Genomic DNA, 16,435 nt, shown 5'->3' with positions numbered 1-16,435 from the left:
CGTGCCCACCATCTCAGCATGATCGAGGGACATGGTGGGCACGCTTCCGCCTTCGCTCTTCGAGCTACGGCGGACAAGTCGCTTTGCCCACCCTACGATACTGCCGTCGTCCTTGCGAAGACTTCCCCTCACCCTGCAATCGTGGAGAAGGAAGAGCGCTCAGCCGCCGGCCTTGAGCCGTTCATTGCGGCGGCGCAGGCCTTCGAGGGTGGCGAGGAGGATCACCGAGACCGCCGTCAGGATCACCGCCGCTGCTGTAATCGTCGGGCTGATGTTCTCGCGGATGCCGCTGAACATTTCGCGCGGCAGGGTGCGCTGCTCGGGACCTGCCATGAACAGCACGATCACGACCTCGTCGAAGCTGGTCGCGAAGGCGAACAATGCGCCCGAGGCGAGGCCGGGCAGGATCAGCGGCAGGATCACGCGGCGAAACGCTTGAAGCGGCGAGGCGCCGAGCGAGGCGGCGGCGCGCGAAAGATTGGTGTCGAAGCTCTGCAGCGTCGCGCCGACCGTGATCACCACGAAGGGCGTCGCCAGCGCGGTGTGGGCCAGGATCAAGCCGAGATAGCTGCCGGTCAGCCCGATCGGCGCGAAGAAGAAATACAGGCCGACCGCGGTGATGACGCCGGGCACGACGACCGGCGACAGCACGAAGGCCAGCACGAGCGGCTTGAACCTACTCTTCCACTGCGCCAGGCCGAGCGCCGCGAGCGTGCCGAGCACCATGGACAGCAGCGTCGAGGCGACGCCAATGATCATGCTGTTCTTCAGCGAATTCATCCAGCGCGGCGAGCTGATGAAGTCGTCGTACCAGCGCAACGACAGGCCCGGAAGCGGATAGGTCAGGTACGAGCCCGAACTGAAGGACAGCGGCATGATCGCCAGGATCGGCGCGATCAGGAAGATGAACACCAGCGCGGAGACAATGACGGTTGCGGTCCACGCAATGCGCTGGCTCGGCGTGCGGAGGGAAGCATTGTCGCTCAATTCTTCATGCCTCCCGTGACCTGCTGGCCCTGCACCAGCTTGCCGTAGACCAGTGCCAGCAGAATGGTGGCGAGCAGCAGCACCGCACCGAGCGCCGAAGCAAGACCCCAATTGGCCGTTTCGGTGGTGTAGAGCGCGATGAAGTAGCTGATCATCTGATCGGCGGCGCCGCCGACGAGCGCAGGTGTGATGTAGTAGCCGAGCGCCAGGATGAAGACGAGCAGGCTTCCTGCGCCGATGCCGGGCAGCGTCTGCGGCAGGTAGATCCTCAAGAAAGCGGTGAACGGCGGCGCGCCGAGCGAGGCGGCGGCACGCATGTAAGCAGGTGAGATCGCCTTCATGCTGCTGTAGAGCGGCAGGATCATGAAGGGCAGGAGCACGTGGGTCATCGCCACGCAGACGCCGAAGCGGTTGTAGATCAGGCGCAGCGGCTCGTCGATGATGCCGAGCCAGTGCAGGCTGTCGTTCACGACGCCCTTGCTTTGCAACAGCACGATCCAGGCGCAGGTGCGAACCAGGAGCGACGTCCAGAACGGCAGCAGCACGAAGATCATCAGCAGGTTCGATCGTCCCGGCGGCAGTGTCGCCAGGAGGTAGGCGACCGGGAAGCCGAGGATCAGGCAGAGCGCGGTGACGCTGAGGCTGATGATGAAGGTGCGGGTGAACAGGCTGCGATAGATGGCCTGGTCCGGCGGGGCCGCGACGATCGCGCCGTCGACGTTCCTGACCAGGTCGAGCGCCGCCAGCAGGTAGAAGCCCGTGATGGGGCCGCTGGCGTCCCTGATGGTCGTCCAGGTGGCGCGTTCGCGCCAGGCCGGATTGATCTTGCCGAGCGTCTCCTTGGCCGAGCCTGGCTCCGGCATCGTCTTCAAATTGCGTGCCGTGCTGGTCAGGATCGTGCGAAAACCGTTGAGTGCGTAATTCAGCCGCTTCGCCGCAATCGCGATGGTGCCAGAGGCGCGCGCCGCCACGATGTCGCTTGCCAGCGCAGCGTACGCCTTTTCGTCCGGCAGGTCCTTGCCGTCCCAATCGGCGAGAGCCGCGGCGGTTTGAGGCAGAACCTGACGCACCTCCCTGTCATCGACCGCGCGCCACAGCATGCCGGCGATCGGGCCTGCGAAGGTGAAGAGCAGAAAGACGAGAAGCGGCAGGACCAGCGCCAACGCCTTGACCTGGCGTGTCCGCTCCGCGCGCCTCAATCGGCGCTTGAGCGGCACCTCGGTCGACGCATTGCCGCCGGTCAAGAGCGCATCCGTCATGGGGCGAGCCTTGCGGCGCGCGTTATTTCGCGGCCCATTTGTTGAAGCGCTCGGTCAGGCGGTCGATGTTCTCGAGCCAGAAGCCGACGTTGATCTCGACCGCGTTCTTGATGTTGTCAGGCGCCGTCGGCAGGTCCTTCAGAACGGCGGGCTGCAGCTTGCCGGCGGCGTCCTTGTTCGAGGTGCCGTAGGCAATGTTCTCGGAAAGCTTGGACTGGTTCTCCGCCTTGCCGACAAAATCCAGGAATTTGTAGGCCGCGTCCTTGTTCGGGCTGCCCTTCAGGATCACCCAGCTGTCGAGGGTGAACAGCGCGCCGTCCCAGACCATGCCGAAGTTCTTCTTCTCGTTCTTGTTCGCGGTATCGATGCGGCCATTGTAGACCGAGGTCATCGCGACTTCGCCGGAGGCGAGCAGCTGCGGCGGCTGGGCGCCGGCCTTCCACCAGACGAGGTCGCCCTTGATGGTGTCGAGCTTCTTGAACGCGCGGTCGACGCCCTCGTCGGTCGCCAGCACCTTGTAGACGTCCTTCGGCGCGACGCCGTCGGCCATCAGCGCTATCTCCAGCGTGGTCTTCGGGCCCTGACGCAGGGCGCGCTTGCCGGGAATCTTCTTGGTGTCGAAGAAGTCGGCCCAGCCCTTCGGAGCCTCCTTCAGCTTGTCCTTGTCGTAGCCGAGCACGAAGTCATAGAGGATGGCGCCGACGCCGCAGGGATTGACCGACGGCGGGATATAGGCGGCCTCGCCGCCGATCTTGGAATAGTCCATCTTCTCGAACAGGCCTTCCTCGCAGCCGACCGCGAGCTCGTCGCTCTCGACCTGGACGACATCCCAGGTGGCGGCGCCGCCCTGCACCTTGGCGCGCAACACGCCGACGCCGCCGTCCCAGGACTCGTCATTCATGGCAATTCCGGCCGCCTTCTTGAACGGTTCGAAATAGACCTTCTTCTGGGCATCCTGATACGCGCCGCCCCACGACACGACGGTGAGATCACGCGCTTGCCCGACCGTGGCCAGCGCGGCGCTGGCGGTGAAGGCCGCGGCGAAACCCAGAGCAATCTTGCCAATCTTGCGCTTCAGCATGGTCATTGTTCCTTCTTCATGTGCGTTGCATTGAGTTCGATCGCTGGATCAGACGGGATCGAGGGCGAGGCAGTCCTCGGGGCGAAAGGTGACGACCACGTTTGCACCATGTGTCAAGCTGTCATGCGCGCCCGGCTGAAGCTTGACCATGAACTCGGCATTCCCCGAGACATCGAGCACGGCCAGCGCGTGGTCGCCGAGATAGATGGTGTTTTGCACCTTGGCCGGCAGCCGGTTCGGTCCGTCACGGGAGGTGCCGTCCGGGATAATGGTGATCCGCTCCGGCCGCACCGACAGCGAGGTCGATGCGCCCGCGCCTGATATGTTGATCGCCCGCGCGGTGACAGTGCCGCCGGCAGCCAGCGCGACGCGGCAATAATCCTTGTCGACCGTCTCGACGGTGCCGGCCAGCACATTGTTCTCGCCGATGAAATGGGCGACGAAGCTGTTCACCGGGTGCTCGTACAGCGCGTCGGGCTTGTCGATCTGCTGCACGATGCCGTCATTGAACACGGCGATGCGGTCCGACATCGTGAGCGCTTCACTCTGGTCATGGGTGACGTAAACGACGGTGATGCCCATCGTCTCGTGCAGTTGCTTGATCTCAAGCTGCATCTGCTCCCGCAGGCGCTTGTCCAGCGCCCCTAGCGGCTCGTCCATCAGCACGAGTTGCGGATTGAAGACCAGCGCGCGCGCCAATGCCACGCGCTGCTGCTGGCCGCCGGACAGCTGTCCGGGCCGCCGGTGCGCCAGGTTTTCCATCTTGATCATGCGTAACGCCGACCCGACGCGCTCCTCCACGTCCGCCTTGTTCGTCTTGCGAACGGAGAGCGGGAAGGCGATATTCTCCGCGATCGTCAGGTGTGGAAACAAGGCATAGTTCTGGAACACCATGCCGATGTCGCGTTTGTGCGGCGGCATGTTCTTGATGGGCCGGCCTGACAGGTAGATCTCGCCATGGGTCGGAACCTCGAAGCCGGCCAGCATCATCAGCGTGGTGGTCTTGCCCGAGCCCGACGGGCCGAGCAGGGTAATGAACTCGCCCTTCCTGATGTCGAGGTCGAGGTTCTTCACCACGAGATGCTCGCCATCATAGGTCTTCTGAATGCCGGAGAAGCGCACCAGTGCCGGCGCAGGCGTGACCATGCCGGCTTCCATCTTGTCCCTCGCGTTACCCAATACAGTGCTGTCAGCACCTCATTCGAGGTTGCGAGGAACAGCTTAGCACCCTCCGATCAGAATGCCAGCGGCGCAACCGATCAAGAGGCGCCCAGATACGGCGAGCGAAGGCGAGCTACATCCCCGACAGCTTCGTCACCGACACATTCAGCGTGCCGCCGGCTTCCGCGACCACGCGCAGCGTCTTGGAATCGAAGGCGATGTCGGCCAGCGTCAGGCTGTCGATCTTGGCGTCGACCTTGACACCATCCTCGCTTTTCTGGAAGTCGGCGATGACGCCAGCGATCTTCTCACGCGCGTTCGCCGCAATCGGCTTCAGGTCGAGCGTCGCCCTCTGCAGCAACGCCTGTTGCATCTGCGGCACCACCGCGCGCGCCGCGGCACCCAAGAGGCCAAAAGCGGCTTCCGACTCCACCGCGAGCTGAATGTCGGTGAGCCGCAGCGTCTGCTGGGCCTGATCGAGCACCGGCCGGCCCCAGATGTGCACGGTCGCCTCGGCGCCGAGACCGAGCCAGCTCTTCTTTTCCTTGGCGCGGACCAAAAGCGAGATCAGCAGGCGCTCGCCCGACGGGACCACGTTGACGCTCTTGACGGTGACGTCGACCGGGCCGGAGCCGTCCTCGGGATAGGTGTGGCCGACCATCTGCGCGGCGATCAGCTTGTTGATCTCGGTGAAGGGCACGTCGATGGGCACGCCGATGTTCACGCCGGTGCCGGTCGGCGGCACGATCGAGATCTTGTCGGGGAACGGGCAGTCCGGCTTGGTCTGCGTCGACGTCACGCGCGTCTCCGCTTCCAGGCCCATCAGCAAGGTCACGGCCTGCGCGTCCACGCGCGGCTGCGCGGCAATGGCACGGATCGGCTTCATCTCCAGCCAGAGCGGCGGAAGCGCGGTCGAGCCCGAGCCCTGCAGCGGGATCGAGCGGCAGGCCTTGGCCCATTGCAGCTTCGCATTCTCGCGCAGCGAGGGATCGTTGCGGATGCGTTCGGAGACGATGTTGATCTGCTCGCCGACATTCTTGTCGATCAGCGGCTTGACCTGCGCCGGCACGTTGACCTTGGCGCCGGCGACGTTGAGATTGGTATCGCCGAGATTGACCTGGGCGCCGAGATTGGGCTCGAGATGCCAGTTGGCCGCAAGCTTCGGGCGCGAGGTGACGACCACGTTGCCCTTGATCTCGGCGCTGGCGTTCAAATTCTTGATGTTGACCGCGCCGATCCGTTTCGCTGCGTCACCACCAAGCACGCTGCCGAGCGCGTCGCCGAGCGCGCCTGTGGCCTTCGAGGACAGCGAGCCCGTCACGTTTAGCTTGCCGCTCAGCGGTGTCGAGATCGTCAGCACGTCCTTGTCGCCGGCAGTCGCCATCGGCCCGCGCACGGCGGTCCAGCCGATATCGGCGTTCTCCAGGATCTGCGAGATCGGGTTGTCGGCCTTCCCTGCGAAATTGCGCGGGGCGGCCTTCTCGGCCTGGTCGCGGATCGCCGACAGCGCGATGGCGACCGGCGCCACCACGATCGAGCTCTTCGCGACCGGCGGCAACGGCGGCAGTTGCGCCACCGGCGGCGCGGAATTCGTCGCGCGCGGCGACAGCCAGTCCATCGCCTTCAAGCTGATGAAGAACGACGCCGCGAGCACTACGACGGCGATCGTGATGGTCTTCAAGTTTAACGTCAGTCGCATCAATCCCCCAGGCCGCCCCGGGGCAGAAGTCTACAGGGCAGGCGAGGAGGGCGCTAGAGCGCACCGATGGGGTGGAATTGGGGCGAACGGGTTAACGGCAGCGACCGCATCGCTGCCGTGCATTCAGGTCATCGTCGGGGGCTAGCCGCGCCGGGGACGGCGGACCGCTCTCACATTGCCGTTAGGGCCACCGCCGCAGAAGAAGCGGTCACCGCCGTCGGACTCCAACCCTGACACCATCGTTCCGGCAGGCAGGTCGAGCTGCTCGAGCACCTTGCCTGTGGCGGGATCGATCCGCCTGATATCGCTATCCTCGCCCTCCCAGGTGCCGTGCCAGAGCTCGCCGTCGACCCAGGTCACCCCGGTGACGAAGCGCTTGCTTTCGATGGTGCGAAGGACCTTGCCCGTGTCCGGATCGACCTGATGGATCTTGCGCTCGCGATATTGTCCGACCCACAGCGAGCCCTCGGCCCAGGCCAGGCCGGAATCGCCACCGCCGCCGGGCGCCGGAATGCTGGTGAGCACCTTGCCCGAGGCCGCATCGATCTTCTGGATGCGATCCTCGGCGATCTGGAACAGGTGCCTTCCGTCGAACGCCGTTCCCGCATGCGCGGCGACATCGAGGGAGCGCTCGACCTTGCCGCTATCAGGATCGACTGCATTCAGCTTGTCGCCGGATGCGAACCAGACATGGCTGCCATCATAGGTGACGCCGTGCACGGCCTCAACGCCCTCAAACGGCCCGTACTCCCTGACGATCTCGGCGGCTGAACGCTTCATGTCTCGCTCCCTGTGATGTGCTCCTACCTTACGTCTTCAGCAGCGGCGTGGGGAGTAACAAGCCTGTCGGGAAACCCGGGACGGGCGGCGTCATCCAGCGCCGCGCCCGCCCATGTCCGAACGACTGCACCTTGTTCGATCGCGCCAGCTCGTCGAGCGCGCGCTGCACCGTGCGCGCACTGGTTCCCAGAGCTAATGCGAGCGCAGAGCTCGACCACGGCTCGCCATCGGAGAGGAAGGCGAGGACAGCGGCATGCTTCTCCTCGACGGGCCGCGCCAGCACCATGACCTGCCGCGTCTTGCGAGGCGTCAGTGCAAAACCCTGCTTCGTCGCAGTCACATCGGCCACAGGCTTGAGCTTGGCGCGGAGGCGGCCGATCTCCACGCGCAAGCGCGCGCGATGCGATTCATCGACGTGCCTTGCGCCGAACGCTCCGGTGATGAGCTTTTCTCGCGAGACGTCCGCGGGCCAGGCCTGCGCCAGGAGGCGGACGAGCGCGAACAGCACCGGGCGAGTCCCGAGCGCTACGATCGTGCCTCGCCTGCGCACCGAATGATGGAACGTGTCCACGACCAGCGCGTCCGAGATCGCGAGCTCCTCGACCTGTTCCAGCAGCAACGGACGTTCGTTGCCATGCGTGATCAGGCGTGCTGCGGGCGTATCGAGCACGCGGTTCGTGCTCTCGACCTCGGCTGTCAGCCCAGGGATGCCCGCCAGGCTCGCTGCGTGGGCCGCCCGGCCAAGCGCCGCGCGCGCGTCTTTGGTTCTGAGCCGCCGTATTGCGATGCCGGCGACCACGAGCTCGCGGACGACCTGCGGGGCAGGCGGAAGCGGAGAGGTACCGAGCTCGGCGAGGATACGCTCGGCGTCGTCGAGCCGTCCGACGAGAAGAAGACGGCGTGCCTCGATGTGGCCCGCATGCGTGGCATTGGCGACATCGCCGTGCTTTTCGAGCGTCGTCCGTGCCGCCGCGAGTGTCTTCGTCGGCCAGCTCAGGTCGCGTGAGACCAGCGCAATCTCTGCTTCGGCCACCACGCATCTGGCGCGCGCCACCGCCTCGCGCGGACCGAACGCGCGCGCCGCGCTTCGCAGCAGCGTCTTCGCCTTCGCGAGATCGCCGAGCTGCGCCATCGCGATGCCGCGCAGCGCCAGCGACGGCGCATCGTTGCGCAGCGCGACGCGGTTCAGAGCGCCGAGCGGATCGCCGGCCTCGAGCGCGCGCGCGGCGGCGGTGATCAGCGACTCCATGTCAATCCCGCCACACTTGTTACTCCCACCGCGCAACCGCGAGGTGCCAGAATTCGTTGACGGCCGACAAGGTGCGGTGAAGGGCGAGCGGTTCCGCGAGACGCGGAGTGATCACCCAGGCAAGACGTCAAGCAAGAGATTCGGAGAGTCATGATGACATTAGCTCAAAACGAACGGAACAACGGACAGGCAGGCATGCAAACACCGCCGGTGGTGTCGCCGCAGGACTGGGAGGCCGCCCGTCAGCAACTGCTCGTGAAGGAAAAGGCGCATACCCGTGCCCGCGACGCCCTGGCCGCCGAGCGCCGGCGCATGCCGTGGATGGAAGTGAGCAAAACCTATGCGTTCGAGGGGCCCGGCGGCAAGGTCAGCCTGCTCGACCTGTTCCAGGGCCGGCGGCAGCTGATCGTCTACCGTGCCTTCTTCGAGCCCGGCGTGTTCGGCTGGCCCGATCACGCCTGCCGCGGCTGCTCCATGGTGGCGGACCAGGTCGCCCACGTCGCGCACCTCAACGCCCGCGATACCACGCTGGTGTTCGCCTCGCGGGCGCCGCAGGCCGACATTGCGCGGCTGAAGCAGCGGATGGGCTGGACCATGCCGTGGGTCACCGTCACCGACAGCTTTGACGCCGATTTCGGCGTCGACGAATGGCATGGCACGAACGTGTTCTACCGCGACGGCAACCGCATCTTCCGCACCTATTTCGTCAAGAGCCGCGGCGACGAGCAGATGGGCGGCACCTGGAATTATCTCGACATCACGCCGCTCGGCCGCCAGGAGGTCTGGGAGGATTCGCCGAAGGGCTATCCGCAGACGCCGACCTACAAATGGTGGAACTGGCACGACAGCTACACCGAAGGCGCGGCGCCCGACAAAAAATGGGTCGAGATCTCCGACGCCGGCGAGAAGGCCTTTCGCGACGAGGCCGCGGAAGGACGTGACTAGTCCGCTCAACGCATCGGCCGGCGCTGGTCGCGATGGCGTGGTGGCTGCGCGCCATCTCACCAAGTGGCTGGCCTTGGCGGCGACGCCAACCTTCGCGATCATGGCCGTGCTGACGGCCATGATCGGGGGTGGGCCGGACATGCTGTGCGGCGCCGGGCAAGAATCTGTGCTCGGCGGCATGGTGCCGATGTATCTCTTGATGAGCGCGTTTCACTCGGCGGCGTGGCTGAGGTTGATTGCGGAGCGGCGGATTCGTTAGGGCGTCCCGCCTGCCTGCAAATAAGCAACGATCTTCCCCGCTTCCTCCGCCGAGATGCCGCCATAGGGCTGCATCTTGTTGCCGGAAACGACCTCGTCCGGCTTGACCATGAAGCGCGTGAGCTTGTCCTGGTCCCAGACGAAACCGGCATCCTTCATCGCAGAGGAATAATTATAGTCCGGGAGCGCGCCGGCCTTGCGTCCCAGAATCTTGTTGAGGTTGGGGCCGAGACGGTTGTCGCCTTCCTTCACGGAATGGCAGGTGCGGCAGGAATTGTTGAAGGCTTGGTGGGCTGCCTCGTTGCCCGCAGGCTGCTGCGCGAGCGAGGAGGGTGTCGAGAGAAGCAGTGTCACCGCTCCGGCGGCCGCAATCGTGCGCAGCGATGAACTTCGTGACGTCTGCAGGCGTGATTGCATTTGCGCCTCCATCGGGGACCCGCGCCGCAGCAAGCGCGCGCCGGAATGTCGAGGGCAAACGAAAGCGGCCCCGGGGATGTTCCGGGGCCGTTTGCGTCACAATGTCCTGTCGGTTCAGCGCGTCGCGGTTCCGAGCTCCGCTCTCCGTTCCGTCATCGGCAGCACAATCACCTTGGTGCCGACGTTGACGCGGGAATAGAGGTCGGAAACGTCATCATTGGTCATGCGGATGCAGCCGGAGGAGACGCGCTTGCCGATGGTGTCGGGGGCGTTGGTGCCGTGGATGCGGTAGATGGTGCCGCCGAGATACATGGCGCGGGCGCCAAGCGGGTTGCCGGGGCCACCGGCCATGTGGCGCGGCAGATAGGGCTGGCGGGCGATCATTTCCGGCGGCGGAGTCCAGGCCGGCCACTCTGCCTTTCTGGTGACGGACTGCGTGCCCGACCAGGTGAAGCCGTCGCGGCCGACGCCGATGCCGTAGCGCAGCGCCTGGCCGTTGCCGAGCACGTAATAGAGATAGGTGTTGGGCGTATCGATGATGATGGTGCCCGGGGCCTCACGCGTCGCGTAGGACACGGTCTGGCGACGGAAGCGTGCCGGCATCTCCACGGCATCCTGATCTTCGGACGGCTCGGTCTGATAGGTCGGCGCCTGGTAGGGCTGATAGGGCTGGATCGGCTGCGGCGCGGCGAACGGCGGCAGCGGCTGGAAGAAGGGGAAGAGCTGCACCGGCGCGGCCTTGGCTGCGCCTGCGAATGTGATCGCGGAGACCGCGACTGCGCCAAAAGCAACGGCGCGCGAAAACGTCTTGAACGTGTCCAGATTGAACATGTGATCGCCCCTGTTTGCTCGGTGGTCTCGGCCACCGCGGCACCGTTGCGGTGCTCCGTTGCGCAAGATCACTAACGGCAAAACGTTTCGGGACATTTGCGCGGAAAACCGAAAACGGTTTCACGGCGGCAAGGATTGTTTCATGACAGTTTCGTGGCCGCAGGCGCCCGTTAACGAACAAAACGGTGGGCCGACACTTCTGTGACGTCACACGCCTGAAATATCCTTCGTTGATGGTCGGAAACCGAGAATCATCAAACTCTCGGGATTTCCCCATGCGGGTATTAATCGCGACTGACGCCTGGCATCCCCAGGTTAACGGTGTGGTCCGCACCCTGACCTCGCTGGCGAATGCCGCCAAGGCCCTCGATGTCGAGATCGACTTCCTGACGCCGGACGGCTTTCCGTCCTGGCCACTGCCGACCTATCCGGGCCTGCGCATCGCGCTGCCGAGCGGAAAGGAGATCGCGCGGCGGATCGAGAAGGCTGCGCCGGACGCGCTCCACATCGCGACCGAAGGTCCGATCGGCTGGGCCGCGCGGGCCTATTGCCGTCGCAACCGGCTTGCCTTCACCACGTCCTACACGACGCGCTTTCCCGAATATGTTGCGGTGCGGACCGGCATTCCCGCCGCCGTCGGTTATGCCGTGCTGCGCCACTTTCATGATGCCGCCGCGATGACGATGGTGGCGACGCCCTCGCTGCGCCAGGAGCTCTCCGAGCGCGGCTTCAAGCGGCTCGGCTTCTGGACCCGCGGCGTCAACACCGAGCTGTTTCATCCCGATCATCCGGCGCGGCTCGATCTGCCGGGGCCGATCTTCATGACCATGGGCCGGGTCGCGGTGGAGAAGAATCTCGAAGCGTTTCTTTCGCTCGATCTGCCCGGCACCAAGGTCGTCGTCGGCGACGGTCCGCAGAAGGCGGCGCTCGAGAAGAAATATCCGGACGTGGTGTTCCTCGGCGAGAAGAAGGGCGCGGATCTCACCGCGCATCTCGCCGCCGCCGACGTGTTCGTATTTCCGAGCCTGACCGATACGTTTGGCGTGGTGCAGCTCGAGGCGCTGGCCTGCGGCACGCCGGTTGCGGCGTTTCCGGTGACGGGTCCCAAGGACGTCATCGCCGATCATCCGATCGGCGCGATCGACCACGATCTGCGTACCGCGTGCCTGCGCGCGCTCACCATGTCGCGCGAGACCTGCCGCAACTTCGCGCTGGAGCGTTCCTGGGAAAACAGCGCGCGCCAGTTCGTCGGCAATCTCACCTCACTTCAGCCCAGCCGCGTCCTGCGCGCCTCGCCTCGCATGGCGCGGCGGCCGGTGCGCGGTTGATCTTTCATTTGAACCACAGCGAGAACCTCATCGATGGCTAAGATCATGAACCTTGACGGCACCCAGCAGCTCGACCTCACGCGTGGCACGGTCGAGCAGGCCTATGACCGCTGGGCGCCCGTCTACGATCTCGTGTTCGGCGGTGTGTTCGCCAAGGGCCGGCAGGCTGCGATCGCGGCCACCAACAAGATCGGCGGCCGCGTGCTCGAGGTCGGCGTCGGCACCGGCATCTCGCTGCCGCTCTATGCACCGAACCTGCGCATCTTCGGCACCGACATCTCGGAAGCAATGCTGGACAAGGCGCGCCAGCGCGTCACCGAGGGCAAGCTGAAGAACGTCGAGGGGCTCGCGGTGATGGATGCGGAGAAGCTCGAATTCCCCGACAATTCCTTCGACGTCGTGATGGCGCAATATGTCGTCACCGCCGTGCCGAACCCGGAGAAGGCGCTCGACGAATTCGCCCGCGTGCTGCGTCCCGGTGGCGAGCTGATCATCCTCACCCGCGTCAGCGCCGACGCCGGCATGCGCCGCTTCATCGAGCAGAAGCTGCAGCCGGTGGTGCGTCCGCTCGGCTTCCGCACCGCCGAGTTCGCCTGGTCGCGCTATGCCAAATGGCTGGCCGGCGCGCACGGCATCGAGCTCGCCGAGCGCCGCCTGATTCCGCCGCTCGGCCATTTCTCGCTGGTGCGCTTCCGCAAGGTCGACGTCGCCAAAGCGGCGTGAGCTGAAGCTCACGCGTTAAGTGCGTCATCGCGCCGCTGCACATCGTCACATGACAAAATGATGATGTCACACGGCCTACATCGAATCCCTGTAATCCCGTACCCGAAAGCATTTTGGGGGAGAGCATGATCAAGAATTATCTCGAGCAGCTGCGGATCCAGCGCTGGGACGACCATCGCTACTATCACCACAGCCGCATCAACCAGAGCCTGCACTTCGTCAGCGCGCTGAGCTTTCTCTTCGCCTATGTCTGGCTGTTCATCGATCCCGTCGTCTCCGCGCTGGTCGGCTGGCTGGTCTCGATGACCTCGCGCCAGGCCGGTCACTTCTTCTTCGAGCCGCACGGCTACGACCACATCAACCAGGCCACCCACGAGCACAAGGAAGAGATCAAGGTCGGCTACAACCTGCAGCGCAAGGTGGTGCTGATGGCGATCTGGGCGGCTTCGCCGCTGGTGCTGTTCGCCGATCCGACGCTGTTCGGTCTGTTCACACCCTGGGCGAGCGCGACCGACTTCATGCGGCAGGTCGCCAAGATCTGGCTCGTGGTTGGCGGCGGCGGTCTGTTGTTCCGCACCGTGCACCTGTTCTTCATCCGTGACGTCGAAACCGGCCTCGTCTGGATGACCAAAATCCTGACCGATCCCTTCCACGATCTGATGCTCTATCGCAGCGCGCCGCTCGCCCTGATGCGCGGCGAGCTGATGGACCCCGGCCTGCACCTCAACCCCGAGCACACGCTGGGCCTCATCGGCGAGCCCACGCTCGAAGAGCAGCACGCCTGAGCGCGCTGCGTACACGACACACTCCGATGTCTAATGGTTGCGTCATGCCCGGGCTTGTCCCGGGCATCCACGTCTTGGGGGCTTCTTCTTCGCCTCTCCCCGCTTGCGGTCGGACAATCGCATATGGTGCACACAGTACAGCGGCAAAGGCAGCGGGCTCCCTCTCCCGCTCGCGGGGGAGGGCTGGGGTGGGGGTGTCTCCGCGTCGGGATTGTTGGGGATTACCGAGGATGTCCCAGTGCGGTGAGAACCCTCACCCGCCGCGCGCGGGACGATGCTTTCGCATCGCCCGGGGCGCGTCGGCCTCTCCCGCAAGCGGGAGAGGCGGAGCAAGCTCGCGCAGTGTGGCCTCAGCGCCCGAAGCGCTTGGCCAGCATCTCCTTCAGGATCTGCCGCTTGATCTGCTTGTTGGTGAGCACGCCGTCGTGCCACCAGAAGCCGTCCGCCTTCATCTTCCCGGCGGCGCGGACGAAGCGTTCGGCAACCTCGGTGAAGTCGGCGTCGGTGTAGTTCAGGCTGAAGATCAGCCGGCCGGTGCCGACCCAGCTCAAGGACAGGCCTTCAGCGCGCAGATAATATTGCAGCATCCAGTTGTAGCGGGACGGCGTGGTGTATTTCACCGTCCAGATCGACGAGAAGTTGGCGAACCGCACCGGCAGGCCGGCGCCGGTCATCATCTGGTTGAGCTTCTGCGCGCGGCTATTCCAGGTCGCGTCCAGCCCGTCATAGATGGCGCGGAAGTTCGGGCTGGCGAGCCGGCTCAGGAACTCGTCCATGGCCGTCATGACGTAGGGATGCGAGTTGAAGGTGCCGCGGGCAAAGCAGATGTCGGCGGGCCGGTCGTCGCGGAAGCGGCGCATCAGCTCGCGCTTGCCGCAGACCACGCCGACCGGCAGGCCGCCGGCGAGGCTCTTGCCGTAGGTCACCATGTCGGCGCGCACGCCGAAATATTCCTGGGCGCCGCCAGCGGCGAGGCGGAAGCCGACGAAGACCTCGTCGAAGATCAGCACGATGCCGCGCTCGGTGCAGACTTCACGCAGCTTCGTGAGCCACTCGGTGTAGGCCGCGCGATCGAAATTGCCGCCGCGAGAGGAATCCACCAGCGAGGAATCGCCGGGCGCGTTGGCGTTGGGATGCAGGCCCTGCAGCGGATTGACCAGCACGCACGCGATGTCCTTGCGGGTGCGCAGGACGTGCAGCGTCTTCTCGGACATTTCGGCGAGGGTGTAGGTCTCGTGCGCGGGAATCGGGTTGCCGACGCCGGGCTGCACGTCGCCCCACCAGCCGTGATAGGCGCCGGCGAAACGAACCAGATGCGTGCGCTTGGTGTGGTAGCGCGCAAGCCGCACCGCCTGCATCACGGCTTCGGTGCCGGACATGTGGAACGAGACTTCGTCGAGGCCGGAGATCTGGCACAGACGCTGCACGTTCTCGAGGATGACGGGATGATAGGGGCCGAGCACGGGACCGAGCGCATGCGCGCGCTTCTCGGCGCCCTCGATGCACTCCTTGTAGAAGTCGTTGCCGAAGATATTGACGCCGTAGGATCCCGTGAGGTCGTAGGACGTGTTGCCGTCGACATCCGTGACGGTGACGCCGCTGGACGATTCCATGAAGGTCGAGGTGCCCAGGTGCTCGCGGACGAGACGCGAGAACTGGAATGGCACGCGGTAGGTCTCGGTGAAGTGCAGGTCGGAGATCTTTTCCGCCGCTTCCTTCGTCATCGCGCGTCCCTTGGGATAGCGCTCGGCGTAGAGTTTGGCGAGGCGGAAGAAGGCGTCCTTGCGCTGCGTCACGACGTGATCAGGCGCGCCATCGCAGCCGAAATACTGATCCCCGCTGAACTCGTAGAACGGGAGCAGCTTTGCCACCCGGCGCGACATCTTGGAGTGCCCTGCGAGCGAGCGGTGCTTGGCGCGGGACAGTTCGACCCGCGCCTTGATCTTCGGGAAGACGGGGGCAGCAGACGCTGCGGCGGCCACGGACATCGAGAGAATCGGGAGTGTCGTTTCCATGACAACAAGCGCTAATACTGTGAGCTGACAGATTCATGACAGTCAAAGCCCTCATCGCCTCTTTCACCCAGCAGGAAGACCTCAACTTCCTGTTGACCAACCGCATTCCGCGCGCGGCCCTGACCCGCTTCATGGGCTGGTTCTCCAAGATCGAGAATCCGCTCGTGCGGGACTTCTCGATTGCGCTGTGGAAGCTGTTCTCCGACCTCGATCTGTCGGAGGCGCGCAAGACGCATTTTAAGAGTCTGCACGATTGCTTCACCCGGGAGCTCAAGCCGGGCCTGCGACCCTTTGATCCGGATCCTTCCACTGTCGCCAGCCCCTCTGACGGCATCGTCGGTGCCCACGGGAAGATCGCCGACACCGAGCTGTTTCAGGTCAAGGGCGCGCCCTATTCGCTATTCGACCTGCTCGGCGATTCCGCGCTGGTCGACCAGCACCGCAACGGCTCCTTCGTCACGCTGCGGCTGACCTCGAGCATGTATCACCGCTTCCACGCGCCCTATGACGCGCATATTGAGCGGGTCACGCTGATCCATGGCGATGTCTGGAACGTCAACCCGATCGCCTTGAAGCGGGTCGAGCGTCTCTTCTGCAAGAACGAGCGCGCGGTGATCCGGACGCATCTTTCGACCGGCGAGGCGGTGACGCTGGTGCCGGTCGCCGCGATCCTGGTCGCGAGCATCCGCCTGCACTTCCTCGACATGGTGCTGAACGCGCAGACCCGCGGGCCGGTCAATTTCCCCTGCGACGTCAACGTGGCCAAGGGCGAGGAGCTCGGCTGGTTCGAGCACGGCTCGACCATCATCATCCTCGCGCCCGGCGATTTTACCTTTTGCGAGGGCATCGCCGAGGGCACACGCATTCGCGCAGGAGAGGCGCTGTTGAGGAGAGGATAGCCTTCAATCCGCCGCGTC

Annotated in this window: 16 protein-coding genes; 6 read left to right on the top strand and 10 right to left on the bottom strand. The window is 64.9% G+C overall.

The window, feature by feature from the left end:
- Positions 1-159 precede the first annotated feature (159 nt).
- The 7 genes from GGD67_RS23850 to GGD67_RS23820 form a co-directional block, all read right to left on the bottom strand.
- A complete protein-coding gene (locus tag GGD67_RS23850) occupies positions 160-987 on the bottom strand; it encodes an ABC transporter permease (RefSeq protein ID WP_179736246.1) in 828 nt (275 codons plus the stop codon).
- A complete protein-coding gene (locus GGD67_RS23845) occupies positions 984-2,246 on the bottom strand; it encodes an ABC transporter permease (RefSeq protein ID WP_179736244.1) in 1,263 nt (420 codons plus the stop codon). Before GGD67_RS23845 ends, GGD67_RS23850 begins: the two co-directional genes overlap by 4 nt.
- A 22-nt stretch (positions 2,247-2,268) precedes the next feature.
- A complete protein-coding gene (locus GGD67_RS23840) occupies positions 2,269-3,327 on the bottom strand; it encodes an ABC transporter substrate-binding protein (RefSeq protein WP_179736391.1) in 1,059 nt (352 codons plus the stop codon).
- A 48-nt stretch (positions 3,328-3,375) separates the two neighbouring features.
- Entirely contained in the window at positions 3,376-4,485 is a 1,110-nt protein-coding gene (locus GGD67_RS23835) for an ABC transporter ATP-binding protein (protein ID WP_179736242.1), read from the bottom strand.
- 136 nt (positions 4,486-4,621) lie between these two features.
- The gene (locus GGD67_RS23830) at positions 4,622-6,187 is read right to left on the bottom strand and encodes a DUF4403 family protein (RefSeq protein ID WP_179736240.1); all 1,566 of its coding nucleotides are present in this window, start codon (positions 6,185-6,187) and stop codon (positions 4,622-4,624) included.
- A 141-nt stretch (positions 6,188-6,328) separates the two neighbouring features.
- Complete coding sequence (locus GGD67_RS23825) at positions 6,329-6,967, bottom strand: PQQ-binding-like beta-propeller repeat protein (RefSeq protein WP_179736238.1); 639 nt, start codon at positions 6,965-6,967, stop codon at positions 6,329-6,331.
- 28 nt (positions 6,968-6,995) lie between these two features.
- Positions 6,996-8,216, bottom strand: coding sequence for a helix-turn-helix domain-containing protein (locus GGD67_RS23820; protein WP_179736236.1), 1,221 nt, complete (start codon positions 8,214-8,216; stop codon positions 6,996-6,998).
- 153 nt (positions 8,217-8,369) lie between these two features.
- Here GGD67_RS23820 and GGD67_RS23815 point away from each other — a divergent pair, with 153 nt between their 5' ends.
- Positions 8,370-9,161, top strand: a complete 792-nt coding sequence (locus GGD67_RS23815) for a DUF899 domain-containing protein (RefSeq protein ID WP_409333958.1) — start codon at positions 8,370-8,372, stop codon at positions 9,159-9,161.
- Positions 9,154-9,420 carry a hypothetical protein gene (locus GGD67_RS23810; RefSeq protein ID WP_179736231.1) on the top strand — a complete coding sequence of 89 codons (267 nt, stop codon included), beginning with the start codon at positions 9,154-9,156 and terminating at the stop codon, positions 9,418-9,420. Before GGD67_RS23815 ends, GGD67_RS23810 begins: the two co-directional genes overlap by 8 nt.
- Here GGD67_RS23810 and GGD67_RS23805 read toward each other — a convergent pair.
- Positions 9,417-9,836 carry a c-type cytochrome gene (locus GGD67_RS23805; protein WP_246784439.1) on the bottom strand — a complete coding sequence of 140 codons (420 nt, stop codon included), beginning with the start codon at positions 9,834-9,836 and terminating at the stop codon, positions 9,417-9,419. The two genes, GGD67_RS23810 and GGD67_RS23805, sit on opposite strands and share 4 nt — an antisense overlap.
- Before the next feature lie 114 nt (positions 9,837-9,950).
- The gene (locus GGD67_RS23800; RefSeq protein ID WP_179736227.1) at positions 9,951-10,667 is read right to left on the bottom strand and encodes a L,D-transpeptidase; all 717 of its coding nucleotides are present in this window, start codon (positions 10,665-10,667) and stop codon (positions 9,951-9,953) included.
- Positions 10,668-10,942: 275 nt separating this feature from the next.
- On the opposite strand from GGD67_RS23800, the gene GGD67_RS23795 reads away from it, so the two are divergent.
- From GGD67_RS23795 to GGD67_RS23785, 3 genes are all read left to right on the top strand, one after another.
- Complete coding sequence (locus GGD67_RS23795) at positions 10,943-11,995, top strand: glycosyltransferase family 1 protein (RefSeq protein WP_179736225.1); 1,053 nt, start codon at positions 10,943-10,945, stop codon at positions 11,993-11,995.
- A 33-nt stretch (positions 11,996-12,028) separates the two neighbouring features.
- The gene (locus GGD67_RS23790; protein ID WP_095426049.1) at positions 12,029-12,718 is read left to right on the top strand and encodes a methyltransferase domain-containing protein; all 690 of its coding nucleotides are present in this window, start codon (positions 12,029-12,031) and stop codon (positions 12,716-12,718) included.
- 125 nt (positions 12,719-12,843) lie between these two features.
- Positions 12,844-13,503, top strand: coding sequence for a hypothetical protein (locus GGD67_RS23785; protein ID WP_018318645.1), 660 nt, complete (start codon positions 12,844-12,846; stop codon positions 13,501-13,503).
- 350 nt (positions 13,504-13,853) lie between these two features.
- Here the strand turns inward: GGD67_RS23785 and GGD67_RS23780 are convergent, their stop codons facing one another.
- Entirely contained in the window at positions 13,854-15,518 is a 1,665-nt protein-coding gene (locus tag GGD67_RS23780; protein WP_179736223.1) for an aminotransferase class III-fold pyridoxal phosphate-dependent enzyme, read from the bottom strand.
- 35 nt (positions 15,519-15,553) lie between these two features.
- On the opposite strand from GGD67_RS23780, the gene asd reads away from it, so the two are divergent.
- Positions 15,554-16,417 (top strand): archaetidylserine decarboxylase, encoded by an 864-nt coding sequence (gene asd / locus GGD67_RS23775; protein WP_179736221.1) that lies wholly within the window; start codon positions 15,554-15,556, stop codon positions 16,415-16,417.
- Positions 16,418-16,435: the final 18 nt, after the last annotated feature.

The sequence above is a fragment of the Bradyrhizobium sp. IAR9 genome, assembly GCF_013408065.1.
Classification (GTDB): Bacteria; Pseudomonadota; Alphaproteobacteria; order Rhizobiales; family Xanthobacteraceae; genus Bradyrhizobium.
Note: the sequence above shows the minus strand (reverse complement) of the source record. Positions and strands in the feature narration are given on the sequence as shown.